Annotated in this window: 20 protein-coding genes; all 20 read right to left on the reverse strand. The window is 38.9% G+C overall.

Going from position 1 to position 22,556, the window contains the following annotated elements:
• Positions 1-94: 94 nt before the first annotated feature.
• Entirely contained in the window at positions 95-250 is a 156-nt protein-coding gene (locus tag HR057_RS10050; protein ID WP_173731298.1) for a hypothetical protein, read from the reverse strand.
• A 201-nt stretch (positions 251-451) separates the two neighbouring features.
• Positions 452-913 carry a low molecular weight protein arginine phosphatase gene (locus tag HR057_RS10055; protein ID WP_173731299.1) on the reverse strand — a complete coding sequence of 154 codons (462 nt, stop codon included), beginning with the start codon at positions 911-913 and terminating at the stop codon, positions 452-454.
• 211 nt (positions 914-1,124) lie between these two features.
• Positions 1,125-1,685 (reverse strand): manganese efflux pump MntP, encoded by a 561-nt coding sequence (locus HR057_RS10060; protein WP_173731300.1) that lies wholly within the window; start codon positions 1,683-1,685, stop codon positions 1,125-1,127.
• A gap of 509 nt (positions 1,686-2,194) precedes the next feature.
• The gene (locus HR057_RS10065; RefSeq protein WP_173731301.1) at positions 2,195-3,244 is read right to left on the reverse strand and encodes an L-threonylcarbamoyladenylate synthase; all 1,050 of its coding nucleotides are present in this window, start codon (positions 3,242-3,244) and stop codon (positions 2,195-2,197) included.
• A gap of 584 nt (positions 3,245-3,828) precedes the next feature.
• Complete coding sequence (gene spoIIR / locus HR057_RS10070; protein ID WP_173731302.1) at positions 3,829-4,434, reverse strand: stage II sporulation protein R; 606 nt, start codon at positions 4,432-4,434, stop codon at positions 3,829-3,831.
• A 535-nt stretch (positions 4,435-4,969) separates the two neighbouring features.
• Entirely contained in the window at positions 4,970-5,848 is an 879-nt protein-coding gene (gene prmC / locus HR057_RS10075) for a peptide chain release factor N(5)-glutamine methyltransferase (protein WP_173731322.1), read from the reverse strand.
• Positions 5,848-6,918: a peptide chain release factor 1 gene (gene prfA, locus HR057_RS10080; protein WP_173731303.1), complete on the reverse strand. Its 1,071-nt coding sequence runs from the start codon at positions 6,916-6,918 to the stop codon at positions 5,848-5,850. Before prfA ends, prmC begins: the two co-directional genes overlap by 1 nt.
• A 460-nt stretch (positions 6,919-7,378) precedes the next feature.
• Positions 7,379-7,825: a hypothetical protein gene (locus tag HR057_RS10085; RefSeq protein ID WP_173731304.1), complete on the reverse strand. Its 447-nt coding sequence runs from the start codon at positions 7,823-7,825 to the stop codon at positions 7,379-7,381.
• Positions 7,826-8,176: 351 nt separating this feature from the next.
• The gene (locus HR057_RS10090; RefSeq protein ID WP_173731305.1) at positions 8,177-8,785 is read right to left on the reverse strand and encodes a thymidine kinase; all 609 of its coding nucleotides are present in this window, start codon (positions 8,783-8,785) and stop codon (positions 8,177-8,179) included.
• A 392-nt stretch (positions 8,786-9,177) separates the two neighbouring features.
• Entirely contained in the window at positions 9,178-9,378 is a 201-nt protein-coding gene (rpmE, locus tag HR057_RS10095) for a 50S ribosomal protein L31 (RefSeq protein WP_173731306.1), read from the reverse strand.
• A 513-nt stretch (positions 9,379-9,891) separates the two neighbouring features.
• On the reverse strand, positions 9,892-11,163 hold the full coding sequence (gene rho, locus HR057_RS10100; RefSeq protein WP_173731307.1) for a transcription termination factor Rho: 1,272 nt from the start codon (positions 11,161-11,163) through the stop codon (positions 9,892-9,894).
• A 352-nt stretch (positions 11,164-11,515) separates the two neighbouring features.
• Positions 11,516-11,638 (reverse strand): hypothetical protein, encoded by a 123-nt coding sequence (locus tag HR057_RS17235; RefSeq protein WP_268990204.1) that lies wholly within the window; start codon positions 11,636-11,638, stop codon positions 11,516-11,518.
• 844 nt (positions 11,639-12,482) lie between these two features.
• The gene (locus HR057_RS10105; RefSeq protein WP_173731308.1) at positions 12,483-12,710 is read right to left on the reverse strand and encodes a hypothetical protein; all 228 of its coding nucleotides are present in this window, start codon (positions 12,708-12,710) and stop codon (positions 12,483-12,485) included.
• 137 nt (positions 12,711-12,847) lie between these two features.
• On the reverse strand, positions 12,848-13,813 hold the full coding sequence (gene glpX / locus HR057_RS10110) for a class II fructose-bisphosphatase (RefSeq protein WP_173731309.1): 966 nt from the start codon (positions 13,811-13,813) through the stop codon (positions 12,848-12,850).
• A 21-nt stretch (positions 13,814-13,834) separates the two neighbouring features.
• Positions 13,835-15,121 carry a UDP-N-acetylglucosamine 1-carboxyvinyltransferase gene (locus HR057_RS10115; protein ID WP_173731310.1) on the reverse strand — a complete coding sequence of 429 codons (1,287 nt, stop codon included), beginning with the start codon at positions 15,119-15,121 and terminating at the stop codon, positions 13,835-13,837.
• A 198-nt stretch (positions 15,122-15,319) separates the two neighbouring features.
• Positions 15,320-15,976: a fructose-6-phosphate aldolase gene (fsa, locus tag HR057_RS10120; protein WP_173731311.1), complete on the reverse strand. Its 657-nt coding sequence runs from the start codon at positions 15,974-15,976 to the stop codon at positions 15,320-15,322.
• Between the two features lie 429 nt (positions 15,977-16,405).
• Positions 16,406-17,269: a class II fructose-1,6-bisphosphate aldolase gene (gene fba, locus HR057_RS10125; RefSeq protein WP_173731312.1), complete on the reverse strand. Its 864-nt coding sequence runs from the start codon at positions 17,267-17,269 to the stop codon at positions 16,406-16,408.
• 879 nt (positions 17,270-18,148) lie between these two features.
• Positions 18,149-18,520 carry a response regulator gene (locus HR057_RS10130; protein WP_173731313.1) on the reverse strand — a complete coding sequence of 124 codons (372 nt, stop codon included), beginning with the start codon at positions 18,518-18,520 and terminating at the stop codon, positions 18,149-18,151.
• Between the two features lie 1,052 nt (positions 18,521-19,572).
• On the reverse strand, positions 19,573-21,180 hold the full coding sequence (locus tag HR057_RS10135) for a CTP synthase (RefSeq protein WP_173731314.1): 1,608 nt from the start codon (positions 21,178-21,180) through the stop codon (positions 19,573-19,575).
• A 320-nt stretch (positions 21,181-21,500) separates the two neighbouring features.
• Positions 21,501-22,091: a DNA-directed RNA polymerase subunit delta gene (gene rpoE, locus HR057_RS10140; protein WP_173731315.1), complete on the reverse strand. Its 591-nt coding sequence runs from the start codon at positions 22,089-22,091 to the stop codon at positions 21,501-21,503.
• Positions 22,092-22,556: the final 465 nt, after the last annotated feature.

Raw genomic sequence — 22,556 nt, forward strand, 5'->3', positions numbered from 1 at the left:
TTATATTTCTAACATTAAAATTATTTTATATTTAGTATACTAGTTTTTTCAGGTTTAGAGGCTCTATCTCTTGTAAAAGATTCTAGTGCCTCACTTACTTTTCTTTTGTTGATTTACGCAATTTACCAAATGTTGCAACTTTTTTAACTGCGTTTTTTACTAAAAAAATAGACTTACGCTCCCCCAAATCTTGCAACTGATACTTTGGAGTTAATTTACACGCGATCTCATCCCTTGCAGCTAATTCCATTTCCGTTCATTTGGCTGTATGGTAACTTGCTTTTTTTATAATGGGGTTCCATTTGATCTTTCACAACTGTCGCAGAGCTTCTACTTTACGTTTATTTTTGTGGGATATAGACTTGCGTGCATTTTTAAACTAATCCAACTAATTATATTATCGGTTATTTGTGTGGATTTTTTAATGTTGCTATTTACGGATTATTTCAGCTTATTCTTCTTGTTGGTCGTTTGTGAGGTTGTCCAACTTTTCGATTAATTTTTCTACAGCTTCTTTAATTTCTTGATATGTCTGTTCATAGACTTCGAGTGTTCCCCCGAAAGGATCTACGATGTCAGCTTTACTGTTTAAAGCAAATTCTTTCAAAGTATATACTTTTCCGCTCGATTTCGGATAACGTTGCAAAATAAGCTCTTTGTGGGAATTTCCCATTGTCAAAATTAAATCTGACCAAGCTACAAGTTCTGTTGTTAGCTGTTTTGATTTATGATCAAGCGGGATCTCTTCTTTTTTTAAAATTTCTTGAGAGTGAGACGATGCCAAACTTCCCTCGTGAGCAAAAATACCCGCAGATTTAACTTCATAGCGATTGTTCGATTTATATTTAAAAATCGCCTCTGCCATTGGACTTCGGCATGTATTTCCCGTACAAACGAATAAAATTTTCCGCATAACAAAATCACCCCATTGGCATGTTATTGCCATAGTTTTATTATAATGCAATCTTGCTTTTTCTAATATAATTTATTGTTATTTACTTTTATTTTTTTTAAAAAAATTATAAAATATTGTTTTTTACTAGAGTAAAAAAGCGTGTGGATTGCAAAATCGATTGCAACTATTTCTGCCAGTATATGGGTATATTGTCAAATCTGTAAGATAGCTAGATTGGCAGTAATAATTTTAATCCAAATGCAAACAAAATGCTGCCGCCAAGCGCTTCTCCATAAGAACCGAGCCAAGTCTGAACTTTCCGCCCCAATAACAAGCCGGCCCATGTTAATACCATGCTGAAAAAACCGAAGAGCATAATTGTAACTGCTGTCCTCGCTCCAAAAATACCTAAGCTCAGTCCGACCGAAAAACTGTCCAAGCTGACGGTTAATGCAAAAACAATGAGGCCAAAACCTATAGGTGTTACAAAAGTGTCATTTTCAGATTTAAAGGAAGAAATAACCATCTGCAGCCCCAAAATTAGTAATAGGAAACCACCGATATATGTTGCAATGCCGCTGAAATGATAAGAAATATAACGACCAAGAACAATACCTAAAAGCGGCATGATCACATGAAAAAAACCAATCGTAATCCCTATATAAAAGACTTGTTTTAGCCGGAGACGAAGCATTCCCATCCCCAAGCCTAATGAAAAGGCATCCATACCAAGTGCCATTGCCATAATTGCTAACGGAATTACTTCCCCGATTATTTCTGATAGTCCCATCAAACTTCCCCCTAAAGCCGTGCTTGTATAACATATGCACGTCCAGAAGGATTTAGAAGCGGGGATGTAAACACAAGCTGCAAGAAGGTGCCGCACTTGGTGCCGGAGACGGTACTCCTGTGGGGTCTGGCACCCTACCTCTGTTGGTGCCGCACTCGGTGCCAGAGACGGTACTCCTGTGGGGTCTGACACCGCTCACCAGATGGTGCCACACTCGGTGCCGGAGACGGTACTCCTGTGGGGTCTGGCACCGCTCACCAGATAGTGCCGCACTTGGTGCCGGAGATAGTACACCAGTGGGGTCTGGTACCGCTCACCAGATAGTGCCGCACTTGGTGCCGGAGATGGTACTCCAGTGGGGTCTGGCACCGCTCACCAGATGGTGCCGCACTTGGTGCCAGAGACGGTACTCCAGTGGGGTCTGGCACCCTACCCCAGATGGTGCCGCACTCGGTGCCAGAGAAGGTACTCCAGTGGGGTCTGGCACCGCACGGCAGATATGAAGTTTTTTATTCTTTTATAATATGACCTCCTGCTGCTTTTTCAAGGCGGTTCATAATCGCTTCCCCAAGACCCGTGCGCGGAAATCCTTCACTGAAAATGATATCGACCATTTCTTTATCAAATGCACGCAGACTATCATATAAATCTCTGGCCACCGTCTTTAAATCTTCCCGATATCCACAAGCAACTATTACATCTGCTTTGTACCTTTGTTTACTTTCTTCCGTTGCCAACACACCAACTTTTTTTCCGCTTTGCCGTTCTTTATCAATCAAATTTTGCATGAAAGTATTGGAACCAAGAACGATAACAAGCGGCGCTTTCGGTGCATAATGAGTATATTTCATTCCAGGAGATTTCGGGGCTTGGCCTTTTTCTGTCAATGCTTTATCAACAGCGACAGGACCAATAACCGCTTCAATTTCTTCTCGAGTAATGCCCCCCGGACGCAAAATAATTGCAGGGGTAGATGTACAATCGATCACCGTTGATTCTACACCAACACCGGTCGGACCACCGTCAACAATACCAGCAATTCTTCCTTGCAAGTCATGCAATACATGCTCTGCATTTGTTGGACTTGGTTTGCCAGACAAATTTGCACTTGGTGCCGCAACAGGAACACCAGCAGCTTCAATTAAAGCAAGGGCCACCGGATGATCCGGCATACGAATGGCAACTGTTGATAACCCGGCGGTAACTTTGGACGAAACAGTTGAATTGCTTTCAAAAATAATGGTTAACGGACCTGGCCAAAAGGCAGCCATTAATTTTTCTGCTGACTCCGGAATACTTTTCACTAAGTTTTGCAATTGGCTTTCTTTTGCAATATGGACAATTAGCGGATTGTCGCTTGGACGTCCTTTAGCTTCGTAAATTTTGGCAATCGCTTCATCTGACAAAGCATTTGCCCCCAACCCATACACCGTTTCTGTCGGAAAGGCAACTACTTCATTTTTATTTATCCACAGAGCCGCTTCTTGAATCTGTGGATTAGTTGTGAGTTTTTCATCTTTTTTATCCACAACCCAATATTTCGTATCTAATCGGCTCATTACTATGTCCTTTCTCTAGAAATATCACTATTTTTTTCACTGTGTTATAAAAGTTATAAACAAAAATATCCACATAATGTGGATAAACGCTTTGGAAAAGTGGATAACTTTGTGAATTCCCAATTTTTATCCCCTAATTCTAAGTATAATACATTAAAATAGGGTGTTCATCTTCTTTTATCTTTTGATCATGGTAAATTCTTTGACAACCAAGCTTTTCAATAGTTCCTAATCATTAAACGTTCAAATGCCGCAAAATACTTTATACATTTCATTCATAAACGAACGATTCTACATTTACAATCGTTGAGTTACAAAGTGCAAAATAAAAAAGTTATCCACAATTTATTCAGTTCCTCATTATATGTAAATTTGTTTTTGCCAACTAATACCTTTCGTTCGTACTATTTAATAGACTTGGTGAAATCGCTGAGAAACTGGACGACTTAAGTCGGCACGTCTTTTTCAATAACTTATTTTATTTAACAATCACTGTGAAATGTTTAGCCGCTCACCCCTATAACGTTTTTCTTAACCCTCAAAAACTTCCCCAGCTCATCCACAGTTTCATAGATTTCTTAAATCTAAAAGAGATCCATTAATTTTTCAAACAACACTATAACAAAAAATTTAACTTCCACTTCTTCTTCAGAATCCTGCTCTTCTTCATCACCAGGCTCCATTACTGCGTCTCCGTTTGAAAAATCTAGGAAACATAAAGGAGGGAATAAAACGCACCACCAATTGGCACCTTCCCCTTCTCCAAGCGTAATTAAAATTGCTTCATACTGGCCTGCTGGATAAATATAGTTACCATAAATTTTCGTCGGAAAGTTAACTTGACCAAATTCAACTTGAACAGTTTGGTTGCTGCCTTCTTCAGCTAACACTTCATACGCAATTTCCTCAATTTCATCAACTCGGCTCTCGATTAATGCTCTAGCCGCCTCGATTGATGTTAAGTCTTCTACCCATGTCGTAATTTCAGCGTTTACTGCATCACGTACTTTTCTCTTTAACGCTTGGTCTTCATCTGAATTACTGTTTGCAAGAATTCGTAAACGAATAGCTTCATCTGGAATTACAACAGGCCCATTTGCCTCAGCAATTGCTCTATCAAAAACTTGAATTAAATTTGCACCAATCAATAGTAAAATTATAAAAATGATTGCTTGATTTCTTTTTGTCATTTTCTCTCCACCGTCCTTCACTAAGACAGTGTGGACAAAATGGAAGAATCTTAAACTAGTAAATTTAAAATTTTTTCAAAAATAGTTTAATAGAGCAATCGATAGAGATAAAGAAATGGGATCGGCACCTGAAGAGAAACACCTAAGTGAAGGTGCCGGCCCTTCTGATGATCCTTTACCGAGGGGAGGGGTCCTCTGGTGGTACTTCTACCTTTGGGTGCCTGACCCCTCTGATGCACCTTCTCCGGTACCGTCTCCGGCACCATCTGCAGTGCGGGGCCTGACCCCTCTGGTGCACCATCTCCAGTACCGTCTCCGGCACCATCTGCAGTGCGGGGCCTGACCCCTCTGGAGTACCGTCTCTTGTACGGTCTGTGGCACCGTCTGTGGTGCGGTGCCTGACCCCTCTGCTGTACTTCTTGTGATACTTCTGCCTGCGAATTACTAACCTCTCTACTGAATTTTCTATTGTCACTTCTTCCACTGGGCGCCTATTTCCTCTACTAACCCCTCTACCAATGAATTTCTGACACCTCTAAAAAGCTCCAAATACCATTCGATCTTTTCCATTAATGTCATACGCAACCTCTACTTGAATGCCTTTTTCATGAAAAGTGGTGCGTAACATTTCAGAAACAGCTTCTCCTTGACCTGTTCCGATTTCAAATGCAATAAGGGCATGGTCTTTTACAACAAGTGGAAGTTGCTCCATGAATCGCCGGTAAAGCGCCAAGCCATCTTCTCCACCTACTAAAGCACGCAGCGGTTCGTGATCTTTGACAATAACAGATAAAGTTGCGATTTCTGCTTCAGGTATATAAGGAGGGTTGGAAACGATGATATCAAACTTCTCTCCTTGCTCTATGAATGGAGTAAGCAAATCACCTTCAATGAATCGAATGCTTGCCCCAAGTTTTTCAGCATTCATTTTGGCAACTTTCAGTGATTCACTAGATATATCTGTTGCTGTTACGTTTAATGCAGGATCCTCCAACGCCAAAGTAATAGCAATAATGCCGCTTCCAGTGCCCACATCAACGACATCAAGCTTCGCATCTTTTGGAAAGTGCTCTTTTTTTCTTCGTAAAACTCCTTCGATTAATTCTTCCGTTTCCGGCCGCGGAATTAGCACTTCTTCATTGACTATAAATTTGCGACCATAAAACTCCTCATAACCGACCAAATATTGGACGGGCACCCCTTCAAGTGCATGTGTATAGACATCTTTTACAAAAGCATCTTTTGCTTCTTCATCCTGCCATTCTTCCCGCAGCGAAGAATATAGCTGTGATCGCGACATATTGAGATGATATTTGAGCAAAATTTCTGCCGCAAATTTTTCCCGCTTATGATCTTCTAAAAAAGAAGAAGCCCAATTGAGGGCTTCGTAAACTTTCGAAAAACTCGGTTTCATCATTGATTTGCTTGCTCCATTTTTTTCGTTTGGTCATCTAAAATAAGAGCATCAATAATCTCATCAAGTTTTCCTTCCAAAACTTGATCAAGTTTTTGGAGCGTTAAACCGATGCGGTGATCGGTTACGCGGTTTTGCGGGAAGTTGTACGTACGGATACGTTCGGAACGATCGCCTGTTCCAACAGCAGATTTACGAGTTTGATCGTATTCAGCTTGTGCTTCTTGTTGGTACTTATCATAAATACGAGCACGCAAAACTTTCATCGCTTTTTCTTTGTTCTTAATTTGCGATTTTTCATCCTGGCAGGATACTACAATACCTGTTGGAATATGTGTCAAACGAACAGCTGACATCGTAGTGTTTACGCTTTGTCCACCAGGACCGCTTGATGCAAATGTATCAACGCGGATGTCTTTTTCATTAATTTCAACTTCAATTTCTTCCGCTTCAGGAAGTACGGCAACCGTGGCTGTTGACGTATGTATGCGGCCGCCTGATTCAGTTTCAGGAACCCGTTGAACACGGTGTGCACCATTTTCAAATTTTAGTTTTGAATAGGCTCCCTTTCCGTTGATCATAAAGATGATTTCTTTGTAACCGCCTAATCCCGTTGTATTGGCTTCAATCACATCGATTTTCCAACCTTGTGATTCAGCATAACGTGTATACATTCTGTACAAATCTCCAGCAAACAAGGCAGCCTCATCTCCACCTGCAGCACCGCGGATTTCAACGATTACGTTTTTCTCATCATTTGGATCTTTCGGTAAAAGTAAAATTCTTAAACGTTCTGTTAATTGTTCTTCCTGTTCTGAAAGTTCAGCAACTTCTTCTTTTACCATTTCACGCATTTCCGGATCAAGCTTTTCTTCAAGCATCGCTTTCGCATCTTTCAGTTGCTGTACAACTTTTTTATATTCACGGTAAACTTGAACAGTTTCTTCAATACTAGCCTGTTCTTTAGAATACTCACGTAATTTTTCCGTATCATTAATAACTGCTGGATCGCTCAGCAGCTCATTTAACTTTTCATACCGATTTTCAATCGATTGCAAACGGTCTAACACGCATACTCACCCCATCATATAAGTCCATAACATTTCAATTATAGTACATGAGAAATTGCTAGTCAAAATATGTATGAAATTTGCAGAGAGCGGAAGTAAAAAAGTTTGGGCTTTCAATATCCAAAAGGAATAAAACCTTAAACGGTTATCGTTAGCAGGGAATTTGACTTGCATAGTGCCGGAAAAGGTACAGGAGGCGGTACTCCAGAGGGGTCTGACACCATACCGCAGGTGGTGCCGAACTTGGTGCCGGAGACGGTACATCAGAGGGGTCTGGCACCGCAACACAGATGGTGCCGCAGACCGTACCGGAGATGGTGCACCAGAAGGGTCTGACACCGCAACGCAGATGGTGCCAGACTTGGTGCCGGAGACGGTACATCAGAAGGGTCTGGCACCGCAACACAGATGGTGCCAGAGAGATTGGGTTGGGCCTATAACAATTTCAATTTTTTGTTGATTAACCGTTGTTTCTTACTCGAAGATCAATTTTAAAGCGGGGAACAGCATTGACTAATTTCTTTTCGAGTTCATTTGCATGTTTTTCTAGTTCTCTTTCTGAAAGTTGTCGTGTCGGTGTGACATTTACAACAGCTCGATGACCATTGATATAGATCATGCCGGCATCAAAAACTTGAGTGCTTTCAACGATTTCACGCAATTTTTGTTGGTATGCTCCTCGATTATTATGCGCCTCATTCTCGTTGTTTAGATCCAAGAAATTTGGGTTGCGATCCGCAATATCAGTGATCTCACCCTCTAAATATGTGGTTGGTTCCATCTTAGAGCCTTCATTATCTTTTAATGCATTTCTAGTTTCCAATGGCTGTACACCAGCTTCATTATTGCTCCAAACATTACAAGCACTTAGAAACAAGATCACGATAAAAATTGCTAGTTTATTCATTTGACGGCACCTCCTCTAAATGTAGGTTGCCAAAATAACTCCATTCCATACAAAAATAAAAAAGCCAAAATTGCCTAAATCATACAATTTTGACTTCCATTGCCTATATCTATTTAGTTCTTTCCCAAGAGATGTTGAAATAGAAAAATGAACAAAATTTGCTTTCTAACTCTCCATACAAATGTTTTACCCAATATTCCTCAAAATCTCCGAACCAGTCATCCATAAAATGTTAATACGGAGAGATCATGTTAATGTCAACCGGATCTCCATCGAAAATCAATCATCTATAAAATATTAATGTGATGAGATCGCTAAGAAGGTGTATGAAAACCCTTGGACCAATCATCCTTAAGATTTTAAATACTGAGGTTGAAAAGCAGCTTTGCCTGGCACTTCATGGCAATGGCGGCATCGAGGTTCATAGGATTCAGAAGCTCCAACCAAGATTACTGGCTCATTATAAGAAGCTGGTTTTCCGTTAATTAGCCGCTGCGTCCGGCTCGCTGGGGAACCGCACTGAACACAAATCGCTTGTAATTTCGTTACTGTTTCAGCCATAGCCATTAATACCGGCATGGAACCAAATGGTTCACCTCGAAAATCTAAATCCAAACCAGCACAAATGACATGATATCCTTGATCCGCCAAATATTGCACAACTTCGATGATTTGATCATCAAAAAACTGAACTTCATCAATTCCGATTACATCCGTCTCTGGCTTTACTAATTGCAAAATATTGGACGCGCTTTCTACCGGCACGGCTTGAACCGATGCACCATTATGTGAAACAACCGAAGTTTGGCTATAACGGTTATCGATGACAGGTTTAAACACTTGAACCGAAAGTTTCGCATATTCCGCTCTGCGAATTCTCCGTATTAATTCCTCTGATTTCCCAGAAAACATGCTTCCGCAAATCAACTCAACCGAACCTTTTTGTTTCATTACATACATATTGTCTTCAATTCCCCCCAAGCTGCTGCTTAGCTATCAAAATTACGATCCTTAGAATTTTAAAAAAATCCCATTTCCATATATATTCAAAAGATCTTTGTCAGGGTAAATACAAGTTCGGTCTGAGTGCTTATTTTTACCATTACTAAATATCTGAATCCATCTATAACTATTGACTCAGCCGCGATAAAACCTGCATCTATTACCTTGCAATAACAAATATAGATAAAAGTATAAAAAGGTTGTCCCAAAATGTGTCTAATTCCACATACCTTTATGCGGCCTTTTTTGCATCAAAAAAGATGCACGACACTTTTGAGACAACCCTTTGAAATTTATAAATTCCCAATTCCACTAGCTTTTCTACATGCTGTGGCTTTCGAATCATACAATTATTTAAGATTGTATTTTTTCTTGAAGCGATCCACACGTCCACCAGCATCAGCGAATTTTTGACGGCCAGTATAAAATGGATGGCACTCAGAGCAAATTTCCACTTTAACTACATCTTTTACTGAACCGCTCTCAAATTCGTTACCACATGCACATTGTACCATTACTTTTTTATAATTTGGGTGAATCCCTTGTTTCATATCTTTCATCTCCTTCCGCCCTGAATCCTGAGGAAACAGAGTTTACTTTTACACACATGAAAAAATTATAGCAGGAATAAAATATGAATGCAAGATTTCATTTTACGCACTCTTTTCTATTAATTTCACAGATCTTATTCTCCAACATCCTTCTATTCACTTTAATTTTAAAATTGGTTTGACCTATCTCCATGTATTGAGATTCCAATCTGTTTATCACAAGTGCACTTTACTCCTGCCAAAATTCCGTTCCAAGCGTTTTCCTAATCAGAAAAATTTTTCCACTTCAAAAGTTCTAACATTCCCTCAAACCTCGACCACTTGCAGGTTTACCTACCTTAAAATATGTTCAACACCTAAAAAAACCTATACCGGCTTACCTACTAAAAAATATATTCAAACGCTCAATTGCTTTGCCTGTACAAGCCTCTCAGCCTTTTGCAGGACAAAGTAACATTTCACACGAGTCTAACTGGATTTTGGATAACAATTACTTTTTACCATCTAATCAAGTTATCTTTTGCTCGCAATTCCACGCATTTCTTCTTCCATCTTTTGGAAGAACTCTTCGTTTGTTTTTGTACTTTTTAACCGTTTTAAGAAACGTTCGACAAAGTCAGGCGTATCCGTCATTGTTCGGCGAATAGCCCAAAGTTTTTCTAAATGGCTCTTTGGAAGCAGCAGTTCTTCCCGACGTGTACCCGAGCGGCGAATATCAATAGCAGGGAAAATGCGGCGTTCTGCCAAACTACGATCCAAATGAAGCTCCATATTACCTGTACCTTTAAATTCCTCGTAAATAACATCATCCATTCTTGAACCAGTATCAATTAAAGCTGTTGCCAAAATTGTTAGGCTGCCTCCCTCTTCAATATTACGAGCAGCACCAAAGAAACGTTTTGGACGATGAAAAGCAGCAGGGTCAATACCACCAGATAGAGTTCTTCCACTTGGTGGAATGACAAGGTTGTAAGCCCTTGCTAAACGAGTGATACTGTCCATAAGAATGACGACATCTTTCTTATGTTCTACTAAACGCATCGCTCTTTCCAATACAAGTTCAGCCACTTTAATATGATTTTCTGGCACTTCATCAAATGTGGAACTAACAACATCGCCTTTGACAGAACGTTCGATATCTGTCACTTCTTCCGGTCTTTCATCAATTAATAAAACAATCAATTCAGCATCAGGGTGGTTAGTTGTAATGCTGTTAGCAATTTCTTTAAGCAAAACGGTTTTTCCTGCCTTAGGAGGTGCCACAATTAAACCGCGCTGGCCAAAACCGACTGGAGCGATAATATCCATAATTCTTGTTGAAAGGTGTTCTGGGTCAGTTTCAAGAACCATTTGACGATCCGGATAAAGAGGTGTTAACGCTGGAAAATGAACCCGTTCTTTCGCAGTTTCTGGATCTTCCCCATTGACGGCCTCAACATGCAAAAGCCCATAATACCGCTCGCTTTCTTTAGGAGGACGGACTTTACCAGAAACTTTATCGCCATTACGCAAATCAAAACGTCTAATTTGCGAAGCGGAGATGTAGATATCCTCAGCACTCGGAGAATAATTAATTGGTCTTAAGAAGCCGAACCCTTCAGAAGGAATAATTTCTAAAACACCTTCCATGAATAACAAACCGTCTTGTTCCGCTCTTGCTTTTAAAATAGAAAAAATCAATTCTTTTTTATTGAGTTTACTGTAATAAGAAATTTTTAATTCACGTGCAAGCTCATACAATTCTTTTAATTTCATATTTTCTAAATGAGAAATTGTTAACGACATCTTTACACCACTCTTTATTTTATTTTTTCTATGTAATAAAAAATTACGCAAGACAGAACACTGCCTTACCAAATAGCAAAGCGACCTAGCTTTCGATAAATAAGGAAATAAAAACAATGAAGTTGAATGCGCGAGAAGGATGTTCCTTAATTGTGAAGTTGGAAATTGGTAGTTTGTTGTCTCTTAAAATAATATAATTTTAGTCGGGGTGGACTATCATTACAAGTATATCACACTTTACAGAAAAATCAAACAGTTGTTCTTTTTTAGAATAGTTTTAAAAAGGGCATTACCATCTTATTAGCTTTGCATTGAGCCCTTTACCAGTAATTATTGGTATCATTCGCCCTAATCACGCTTGATCATCACTTCGTTTTTTCGCACTAATGTTTTCAACCATTTTATCATTGAATGGAAGCATGCTTTTTCCATAACTTTGTTTTTCCGCTTTAATCATTATTGCTGCTAAAAGCAAGTTTCAAACTCGATTTTCTCTTGTAGGTTTATTTTTCTACCCTAATATTTTCTCTGTGATTTGTTGAATTTTAGATTCTTTTTCTCAAAAAATTTATCAATGGGTCATTTTTTAGGCAATTTAATAATTTCAACTGGTAACTGTTGGGGAGGGAAAGGATTCAACAATGATCTTGTTTTTTGTCTTAAAATTTTTCCTCTTACACTAGATTAAGCCTCTTAGGATCTCAGCACTTTACCAAAACTTTTGGGGTCATTCTTTACTATTACACTTGAGCCAAGTTTTCATCTGCCAACCGTTAGAAGGACTGGATTCTCCATTGATCTCGTTTTTCACCTTAAAAATTTTACCGATTACACTAGATTGAAGACCTTCGTGTTCTCAGTACTTTCCAAAACTTTTTGTAGTCATCCGTTAAATATTACACTTGGACCAGAGTTTCAACCGCCAACCGTTAGAAGGATTAGATTCTCCATTGATCTCGTTTTTCACCTTAAAAATTTTACCGATTACACTAGATTAAAGACCTTCGTGTTCTCAGCACTTTCCAAAACTTTTTGTAGTCATCCGTTAAATATTACACTTGGGCCAGAGTTTCAACCGCCAACCGTTGGAAGGATTAGATTCTCCATTGATCTCGTTTTTCATCTTAAAAATTTTACCGATTACAATAGATTGAAACCCTTCGTGTTCTCAGCACTTTCCAAAACTTTTGGGGTCTATTACACTTGAGCCAAGTTTTCATCGCCAACCATTGGAGTAATCGAATATCTCTTATTTCTGCTTAAAATTTTTAACGATTACACAAAACTGAAAGCCGTTTGCTTTCTCGCTCATAAAAGTTTTAAGTATCAAATGTTTTTTCGCGGGCTGCAGTTCGTTGGATTGGGGCTTGCTTTTTCAAATGTCTTTGCTTTTCCGTCCAAATGATTTCAACCAATAACCATTGGATAAAATCTTTTTCCACTTCCAGATACAAAATCATTGGCTCTAAGCAAGCCCTTCTCCCTTCCTTCATTACTTTGCTTATAGAATTTCCTGTTACATGACAGCTGCTATTTTCCTTGATCAATCGTTTCCTCAACCAAGCCAATACAAAATTATAAAGCATCACATAAGATTTTTTCAAAATAATTATTTTGCCAAAATCTGCAAAAGATCTTGCATCATAAACTATGATTTTTTACATATCCATTATAGGACGAAACTTTATTTCATAACTAGATTCGGTTTCTTTTTCAACATATGACGACCATCAATAAAGCGAACAGTACCTGATTTCGCACGCATGACTAAGGATTGTGTGGTTGCAATGCTTCCTTTAAATTGAACACCTTTTAACAACTCGCCATCGGTTACACCAGTTGCTGCGAAAATACAGTCGTCTCCACGAACAAGATCTTCCATCATTAACACTTTATTAATATCAGTAATGCCCATTTCATGGCAGCGTCTTAGTTCTTCCTCATTTTGCGGTTTCAATTTTCCTTGCAGCTCGCCGCCTAAACATTTCAAACCGACCGCTGCTAAAACACCTTCAGGCGCACCGCCTGTTCCAAACATGATGTCAACACCAGTAAAATCAAAAGCTGTATTTAAAGCTGCTGCCACGTCGCCATCGGAAATTAACTTAATACGGGCACCTGCTTCACGAATTTCAGAAATAATTTTTTCATGACGTGGACGATTTAAAATAATAGCAACTACATCTTCAATATCTTTGTTTTTCGCTTTGGCAACAGCTCGCAAGTTATCAATAACAGGTGCATTAATATCAATTTTGCCGGCTGCATCTGGACCAACAGCGATTTTTTCCATATACATGTCAGGTGCATGCAACAAATTACCTTGGTCAGCCACAGCAATCACAGCAAAAGCTCCCCATGAACCTGAAGCAAGAATATTCGTTCCTTCAAGAGGATCGACAGCAACATCGACTTTTGGACCCTGTTTTGTCCCTAGCTCCTCACCAATATAAAGCATCGGCGCTTCGTCCATTTCACCTTCACCAATAACAACAGTCCCATGCATCGGAATTGTATCGAATACTTTCCTCATTGCTTCAGTCGCAGCATTATCTGCTTCTTCTTTTTTCCCGCGTCCCATCCATCTAGCAGACGCAAGGGCAGCCGCTTCCGTTACCCGCACTAATTCCATTGATAAACTTCTTTCCATGATTCAATCCTCTCCCATGGTTTATGAATTTTGAAAATGATTGATCTCCTCTTCAGTCATTTTTTTTCGCCAGACGACAGCACCTAAATTTGTAAGCTTTTCTTCTAAATTCTCATAACCGCGGTCGATATGCTCCAATCCTGTTATTTCCGTCATGCCATTTGCCATTAAACCTGCAATAACTAAAGCTGCGCCAGCTCTTAAATCAGAAACTTTTACTTTCGCACCTTGCAGCGTTACAGGACCAGTAACAATAGCTGAACTGCCTTCAACTTTTACATTCGCATTCATTCTTCTTAGTTCATCGATATGTTTAAAGCGGGCACTGTAAATCGTATCTGTGACAAGCCCGGTGCCAACGGCTTTTGTTAAAAGCGAAGTGAATGGCTGTTGCAAATCTGTTGGAAAGCCAGGGTACACTAATGTTTTAATATCGACCATTTTTAGTTCCGGTACTTTTGTTACAAGAACTTGATCATCGCTTATTTTAATATTGGCTCCCATTTCACGCAGTTTCGCTATTAACGATTCTAAATGCTGCGGAATGACATTATCGATAAGCACTTCTTCACCTTGAGCTACAGCCATGATCATATATGTACCTGCTTCAATCCGATCCGGAATGATCGTATGACGGCAGCCGTGTAATTTTTCGACACCTTCAATCCGAATCACGTCCGTGCCGGCTCCTTTAATTTTTGCGCCCATGCTTGTAAGAAGTGTTGCTACATCAATAATTTCCGGTTCTTTCGCTGCATTTTCTATGATCGTTTGTCCTTTTGCCCGAACGGCAGCCAACATAATATTGATCGTAGCACCTACGCTGACAACGTCGAGATAAATCCGAGCTCCAACCAATTCTTCTGCCCGTAAATAAATAGCGCCATGTTCGTTCGTTACTTTTGCGCCAAGCGCTTCAAATCCTTTAATATGCTGATCTATAGGTCGAGGGCCTAGGTGGCAGCCGCCAGGCAAACCGATGACAGCTTGCTTAAACCGGCCAAGCATGGCACCCATTAAGTAATAAGAAGCACGCAGCTTTTTTACCTTTCCATTTGGCAATGGCATCGATACCATCTTAGACGGGTCAATCGTCACTTTATCATTTTCCAAAGTCACCTTGCCGCCGATCTCTTCAAGTAATCCGCATAGCGTATGTACATCAGAAATATTCGGCAACCCATCAATCGTTACTTCTGATTCTGCCAAAATGGCCGCTGGTATTAAAGCAACCGCACTATTTTTTGCACCGCTGATCCGGACAGTACCTTTTAAAGGATGACCGCCTTCAATAATTAATTTTTCCATCTACCACACTAAGCCCCCTTTTTCATTCGTGAATTTTCGTCTTGCTGTTTGGATACAAAATTTTTCAACCATTACCGATGGCCGTATTTTTCGTAGATGAGTAAAACACATTTAAATACAAAAATGTTCTATACTATTAGCTTAGACTTTTTTCCCAAAAGGTAGACATTTCATCTTCTTATTCAGGAAGAAATCGTTTTATGCCTTGCCTTCTTTCGTTTTGTTCCAATCTGCTAAAAATTTCTCGATGCCGATATCTGTTAATGGATGATTGAAAAGCTGCATGAGTACTTTGTAAGGAACTGTTGCGATATGAGCACCTTTTAATGCCGCTTCTGTAATATGCATTGGGTGGCGAATGGAAGCAGCGATAATTTCTGTTTCAATGCCATGGATTGCAAAAATATCAGCAATTTGCTCAATCAATGCTAAACCGTCATGGCCGATATCATCTAAACGTCCTAAGAATGGAGATACATAAGTTGCGCCTGCTCTTGCAGCCAACAATGCTTGATTAGCAGAAAAAATGAGCGTTACATTTGTTTTAATGCCAAGCTCTTTAAACACTTTAACCGCTTTTAATCCATCTGGTGTCATTGGCACTTTGATCGTAATATTTGGTGCAATCGCTGCCAATTGTTTCCCTTCTTCAATCATTTCTTCTGCTTTAAGTGAAATAACTTCCGCACTGATCGAACCTTGGGTTACTTCAGCAGCAATTTCTCTTAAACGATCATGAAACGATACATTTTCCTTTGCAACTAGACTAGGGTTTGTTGTAACACCGTCTAAAATTCCTAATGCATTCGCTTCACGGATCTCATCAATATTCGCTGTATCGATGAAAAATTTCAAATTTACTCTCTCCTTTAGTCAAAAATAAAAACCTTTAAGATGATGATTTAGGCACTGTTAAAATCCAGTTGAACATTTAGATGTTTTTTCACTGGATCAATAAGTGCTTTTATTAAATCAAGTCGAATCATCCGATCGTTTTCGGTCTCTTCATTCCATATGAAATATGTTACGGTGAATAAAAAAGCGGTGAACACGGATCGATTTTCATTAAACACTGTTGCCGTTTTTCAGTCACTTTTTTACTGACCGTGGATTTTATGTAAAAAACACCGTGATGAAGTTTTGGTTTCTGGTGTTCCTCTTTGATTTATTCATGTATAGCAAGATGGAAATGTGAAACCGCCGTTGGGATGGCGGTTTCTTTATGATTTTACCTATTTTTCATTACCATTAAAAACAAGATTTGCTCGTCAAGTACTGAGACACTTATGCTTTATTAGATGAACCAAATTCACGAATTTTTCCAATTACTGTTTCTTTAATTGTATCCCGTGCTGGTCCCATAAATTTACGTGTATCATATAGATCTGGCTTTTCTGCTAAGATTTGACGAACTGTTTTTGTAGATGTAATTTGGTTTTCTGTATTGACATTTATTTTTGCTGTACCAAGAGAAATTGCTTTTTGAATATCTTTTAACGGAATACCTGTACCTCCATGCAATACTAACGGTACACCAGTAAGTTCCATAATTTCTTTCATACGGTCAAAACCAAGTTTTGGCTCTCCTTTATAAGGGCCGTGTACAGATCCTAAAGCAGGTGCGAAACAATCAACGCCTGTTTCACGAACTAAACGTTCGCACTCAGCTGGAATTGCATACATTGCTTCAGCATCTTCAACAACTAAATCATCTTCTTGTCCGCCGATGCGTCCTAATTCAGCTTCAACAGATACACCTAATACATGTGCAACATCAACAACTTTTTTCGTTAATGCAATGTTCTCATCTAATGGCAGGTGAGATCCGTCAATCATTACTGAAGTGAAACCTGCATACATGGCTTCTACACATTTTTCAAAGCTTGAACCATGGTCAAGGTGAATGGCTACTGGAACAGTAATTTTATAGTCTTCCATTAAACCTTTAACCATTGCAACTACAGTTTTAAAGCCACCCATATATTTGGCTGCACCTTCAGAAACACCTAAAATCACTGGTGAATTTTCTTCTTGTGCAGCTTTTAAAATCGCTTGTGTATACTCTAGGTTGTTAATGTTGAATTGCCCTACAGCATACCCTTCGTTTTTCGCTTTGTTTAACATTTCAGTCATTGAAACTAAAGGCATTTTTCTATGTCCTCCATTCAAAAATGAATTTATGTACTATAGTAAGTATAGCATAATACATTGATTATTCCAGAATCCCTTTTGTACGGAAATATAAATAAATAAATTGCAGAAAAGTGTCGGGGCAACAAATAAGCTTGTGGGAACGATTATTAGTCGGAATTTTTTTCCTCTAATAGAGTACCCAACAAGCTCAAAGTTCATAATGTCTACTAGCTCTGATTGCATAATGAAAGCCGCCTACAACATCGTTGGGCAAAGCAAGACAACGCTGTACGGCTGGTTCGGGCATCTTTTAGAAATTTGCCAACTGCTTCCTTGGCCAAACTCTAACACTGTACAACTGTCAGATGCTTTCAAGATTTTATTTGGGGAATATCCAGTTTTTCAAACCATCTATTCACAGGGCAAGCCAAAACCATTTAAGATGCAAGTTCTCATTTGGCAGTATTCAAAATTTTAAGAGTCCATTTAGGTTAGGTTAGTGAGAAAGTGCCATTTCACGCAAGACCATAAGCCCAATGATATTCATACAATAATAGGTTCCATGACGAATTGAACCAATTGGCATTAAGTCCAAATTGATTTCATAGATAACATTATGTAATTTGCCTGTTTTCATTGACTCAAATTTATCAATATAAAAACATCATCATTTTGCAACCGCTTTTCATTACCTAGAACGGAGTCTCCCTGTCCCCCGGGTAAGAAGCAGATACATTTTGTTAAAAAAATTATGTAATATAAAATGTTTTCAATTATATGTGTATATGTGCGCTTGCAATTAAACTTTGATAGATGAAAATCCGGTACGAAAAACGGTTGTAACTTTTTGCGACATAACGGAATTTGCTTCTCACCTTAATAATTCTAAGTTCATTATGCTTCAAGAGGAACTTGCGCTTTTACAGCTTCACGTATTTCATCAATGTCAAATGGTTTTGCAAAATGAGTACGTGCCCCTAAATCTTTAGCCTGCTGAATCATATCTAATTCTCCATAGGCCGTCATGATAAATACTTCAATACTTTGATCAAATTCCTTTAATCGTTTTAAAATTTCAATGCCATCCATTCCCGGAATTTTCATATCTAGCAAGACAAGATCTGGTCTGTTTTGCTCAACAATTTCAAGAGCTTGTACTCCATTTGAAGCTTGATACGTTTCATATCCTTCTTTCTGAAAAACTTCGTTTAACAAAATCCGGATACCATACTGATCATCTACAATTAAAAGTTTTTTCCTACTCATATTACCCACCCCGACTTTTCTTCAGGAATTAATCTTTTAATTCTTAATTTAATATTATTCTCTAATATCCACCTATTTCCTGCAAATTTTAATAATAAAATATCGACAGTTTTTTCTAAATAACCACATTACGTAATAACAGCGGTGAGAGGGAACGAAAGTGTGAATTTATAGCAAAAAAATGATTTTTTAGCATTAAATTATTTGCAGATTGTTCAGTAGGTAGAAATTTTTATTAGACTTTAAAACGCGGAATCTAACATATGTATTTTTAAGTTCGCTAAGCAGTTACTAGATTAGCTTTTTAACAGCACCCAACAAAGTTTCTTTAAGCTCGTTCAGTAGGTAACAAAGGTAGATTACCTTAAAAACAACTTCTAAAAGATTTTTTAGCCCAATCAAGTAGTTTCTTCAAAAAGTTTCTATACCTAATGGGGAGTCTAATAAGGTAAGGAGCGTTCCAGATAGTGTTTTCTTTTTTAAGCAAGGACCCGCTCTAGAAGGTGTTGACTTTTACAAGGAAGGACGCTCTCCTGAGGGGGTTGATTTTTTTCTAGTAGGAACGCTCTCCTGAGGGGGTTTGATTTTTACTAGTAAGGACGCTCTCCAAAGGGTGTTGATTTCTACTAGTAAGGACGCTCTCCTGAGGGGGTTGATTTTTACTAATAGGAACGCACTCCAAAGGGGGGTGATTTTTTCTAGTAAGGCTGCTCCTTAAAAGATTTTAACTTCTACAAGTAATGCCCTGCTCCAGAGATGGTCGGTTTCTATATTTGTATTGATTTCCATATAGCAATAAAAAATCCTTCTAAGTAAGATCTCGAAAAATGATTGCCATTGCCCTAAAAAACTGAATATAGACTTGCGATAGAAATTCAACATTCTTATTTAAAATCAACTTAGCATGATCTTCCTGCCGTTTTTGAAGCAAATATAAATTCTATCAACTACTTAAAATAAAAACCCTTCCGCACACCGGGCGAAAGGGTTTTTACATTTTTTTAAAAGGGGCGTTTTGGGCCACCTAGCTATTCTTATTTTTTCGTTAATAATTACTTGCTCTCTTTATTAATCAAAGATGCATTAATGAACTCGCGGAAGAGCGGTTGTGGTCTTGTTGGACGTGATCTAAATTCAGGATGGAATTGAGATGCGACAAACCAAGGATGGTCTTTCACTTCGATAATTTCCACTAAACGTCCATCAGGGCTTGTTCCAGAGAAGACTAAACCAGCTTCCTCCATTTCTTGGCGGTATTGGTTGTTAAATTCGTAACGATGGCGATGGCGTTCATAAATTAACACATCATTATAAGCTTTATGAGCTGTCGTTCCTTCAATAATTCTGCATGGATATAATCCTAAGCGCAACGTTCCTCCTAAATCTTCGATATCCTTTTGTTCTGGCAATAAATCGATGATTGGATGAGGCGTATTTGGATTAAATTCAGCTGAATTTGCTTCTTTATAGCCTAGTACATTCCGTGCAAATTCAACTGTTGCCATTTGCATTCCTAAGCAAATGCCAAGGAATGGTACTTTATTTTCACGGGCATAACGAGTTGCTTCAATTTTTCCTTCAATGCCGCGGTCACCGAATCCCCCAGGCACTAATACTCCATCCACATCAGAAAGCAATTCGTTTACGTTTTCTGGTGTCACATGTTCAGCATTGATCCATTTTACTTTAATATCAGCGTCATAATAATATCCAGCATGGCGTAATGCTTCAACTACAGATATGTAAGCATCTTGAAGCTCAACATATTTTCCGACTAAACCAATTTTTACTTCTTTTGAAAGATTCGTTACTTTCTCTACTAATGCTTTCCACTCAGTCATATCCGCTTCTTTTGTATCAAGCTTGAGATGGTCACATACAATTTGGTCAAAACCTTGTTCTTGCAGTGCAAGTGGGATTTCATATAAGTTTTTCGCATCACGGCATTCAATGACTGATTTCACGTCGATATCACAGAACAGCGCAATTTTTTCTTTCATATCTTGCGTAAGCGGCATTTCATTGCGCGTTACAATTACATTTGGCTGAATTCCTAGGCTGCGCAATTCTTTTACACTGTGCTGCGTAGGCTTTGTTTTCATTTCTCCAGCTGCTTTAATATACGGAATGAGAGTACAGTGGATGTACATAACATTTTCACTGCCAACATCACTTTTAATTTGGCGAATTGCTTCTAAAAATGGCAAAGATTCAATATCGCCAACTGTTCCACCGATCTCAGTTATAACTACATCTGCATTCGTTTCGCGGCCAGCACGGAACACGCGATCTTTAATTTCGTTTGTAATATGCGGTATAACTTGGACAGTTCCTCCTAAATAATCACCGCGGCGCTCTTTCTTAATAACTGTTGAATAAATTTTACCAGTTGTTACATTGCTATACTTGCTTAAATTAATATCAATGAAGCGCTCATAATGGCCTAAATCAAGGTCTGTTTCTGCACCGTCATCAGTAACAAAAACCTCACCGTGTTGATACGGGCTCATTGTTCCAGGGTCCACATTAATATATGGATCAAATTTTTGAATCGTAACATTTACACCTCGATTTTTTAATAAACGACCAAGTGATGCGGCCGTAATCCCTTTTCCAAGTGAAGACACAACGCCTCCAGTAACGAAAATATATTTCGTCATGCTTTTCCCCTCTTTTCTAAAAACTTAAAAAGTAAAAACGACGATCTGCATTGGCAAGCGTTCGCCGTCGACATCACAAATTTACAAAACTTACATAGTGATTTTTGCTGAAAAGGTACTATGCCTACAATGAACCATCCCTACTAGTATGCGATGTTTTATAAAAAAAGATGAAGGGTCTAAAAATAAAAAAAGTGCAGCCCTAAAAAAAGGGAGCACTTTCTCGTTCATCTCAACATTTATTTGTTTCATCAGAGCCCAAGAAAGATTCTACCGATTTCGATATATAATGTCAAGCATCGAAAAATTTATTCATTGGATTATTCTTCATCTTCTTCATCATCTGATTCTTCATCTTCATCATCTACATCAACATCGACGTCAACATCATCTAACTCAGAATCATCAAAGTCTTCATCGAGATCAAAATCATCTAACTCTGAATCATCAAAATCTTCATCGAGGTCAAAATCATCTTCATCTTCATAATCGTCTTCATCATCTAATAGATCATCATCATCGAAGTCCTCGTCATCTTCAAGGTAATCATCATCTTCGACATAATCCTCATCGTAATCGTCGAAGTCATCATCAACAAGCTTCTTCTTGCCTTTCTTCTTCTTCGTTCTAGCAGGAATAGCGAACTCTTCATCAACTTGGTCATATGGATACCAGTTTCTTAAGCCCCAGCGATTGTCGCCGATGCAAAAAAAGCGACCGTCAACATTCATATCCGTATAAAACCGAGCGATCCGCTCTTCTCTTTCTTCCTGCGACAATCCCTTCAAATCACAAACTTTATTAAATAATTCATAGAAATCTATCGCCTGCTTCTCTTCCTCCAAAATCATAAGGGCAAGCTCAATCATTGATAACTCTTCAATTTCTTCACTAGTTAATCGTGATATCATATACGGCAACCCCTCTCTGTATAAAAAAGAATGATAGCATTTGTATGTAATCAGTTCTGTCATAATAAAAACTATAGAAAATCATACCATTCATTATAAACAAAACTTCATATAATATGCTATAGAAAACAACTGTTTTTTACAAAAAACACCTTAAAAAGTCAACAATGGTGCCTGAGACGGTACCAGAGACGGTGCACCAGAGGGGTCTGGCACCCCACCTCAGATGGTGCCGCAGACGGTACACCAGAGGGGTCTGGCACCCCACCCCAGATGGTGCCGCAGATGGTGCACCAGAGGGGTCTGGCACCCCACCCCAGATGGTGCCGCAGATGGTGCACCAGAGGGGTCTGGCACCCCACCTCAGACGGTGCCAGAGACGGTACACCAGAGGGGTCTGGCACCCCACTGTTTATTGCAAAATAGAAGTACAGAGATTTGCAGAGAATTTATGCAGAACCAAGT

It is taken from the genome of Calidifontibacillus erzurumensis (assembly GCF_013303125.1).
Lineage (GTDB): Bacteria > Bacillota > Bacilli > Bacillales > Bacillaceae_J > Calidifontibacillus > Calidifontibacillus erzurumensis.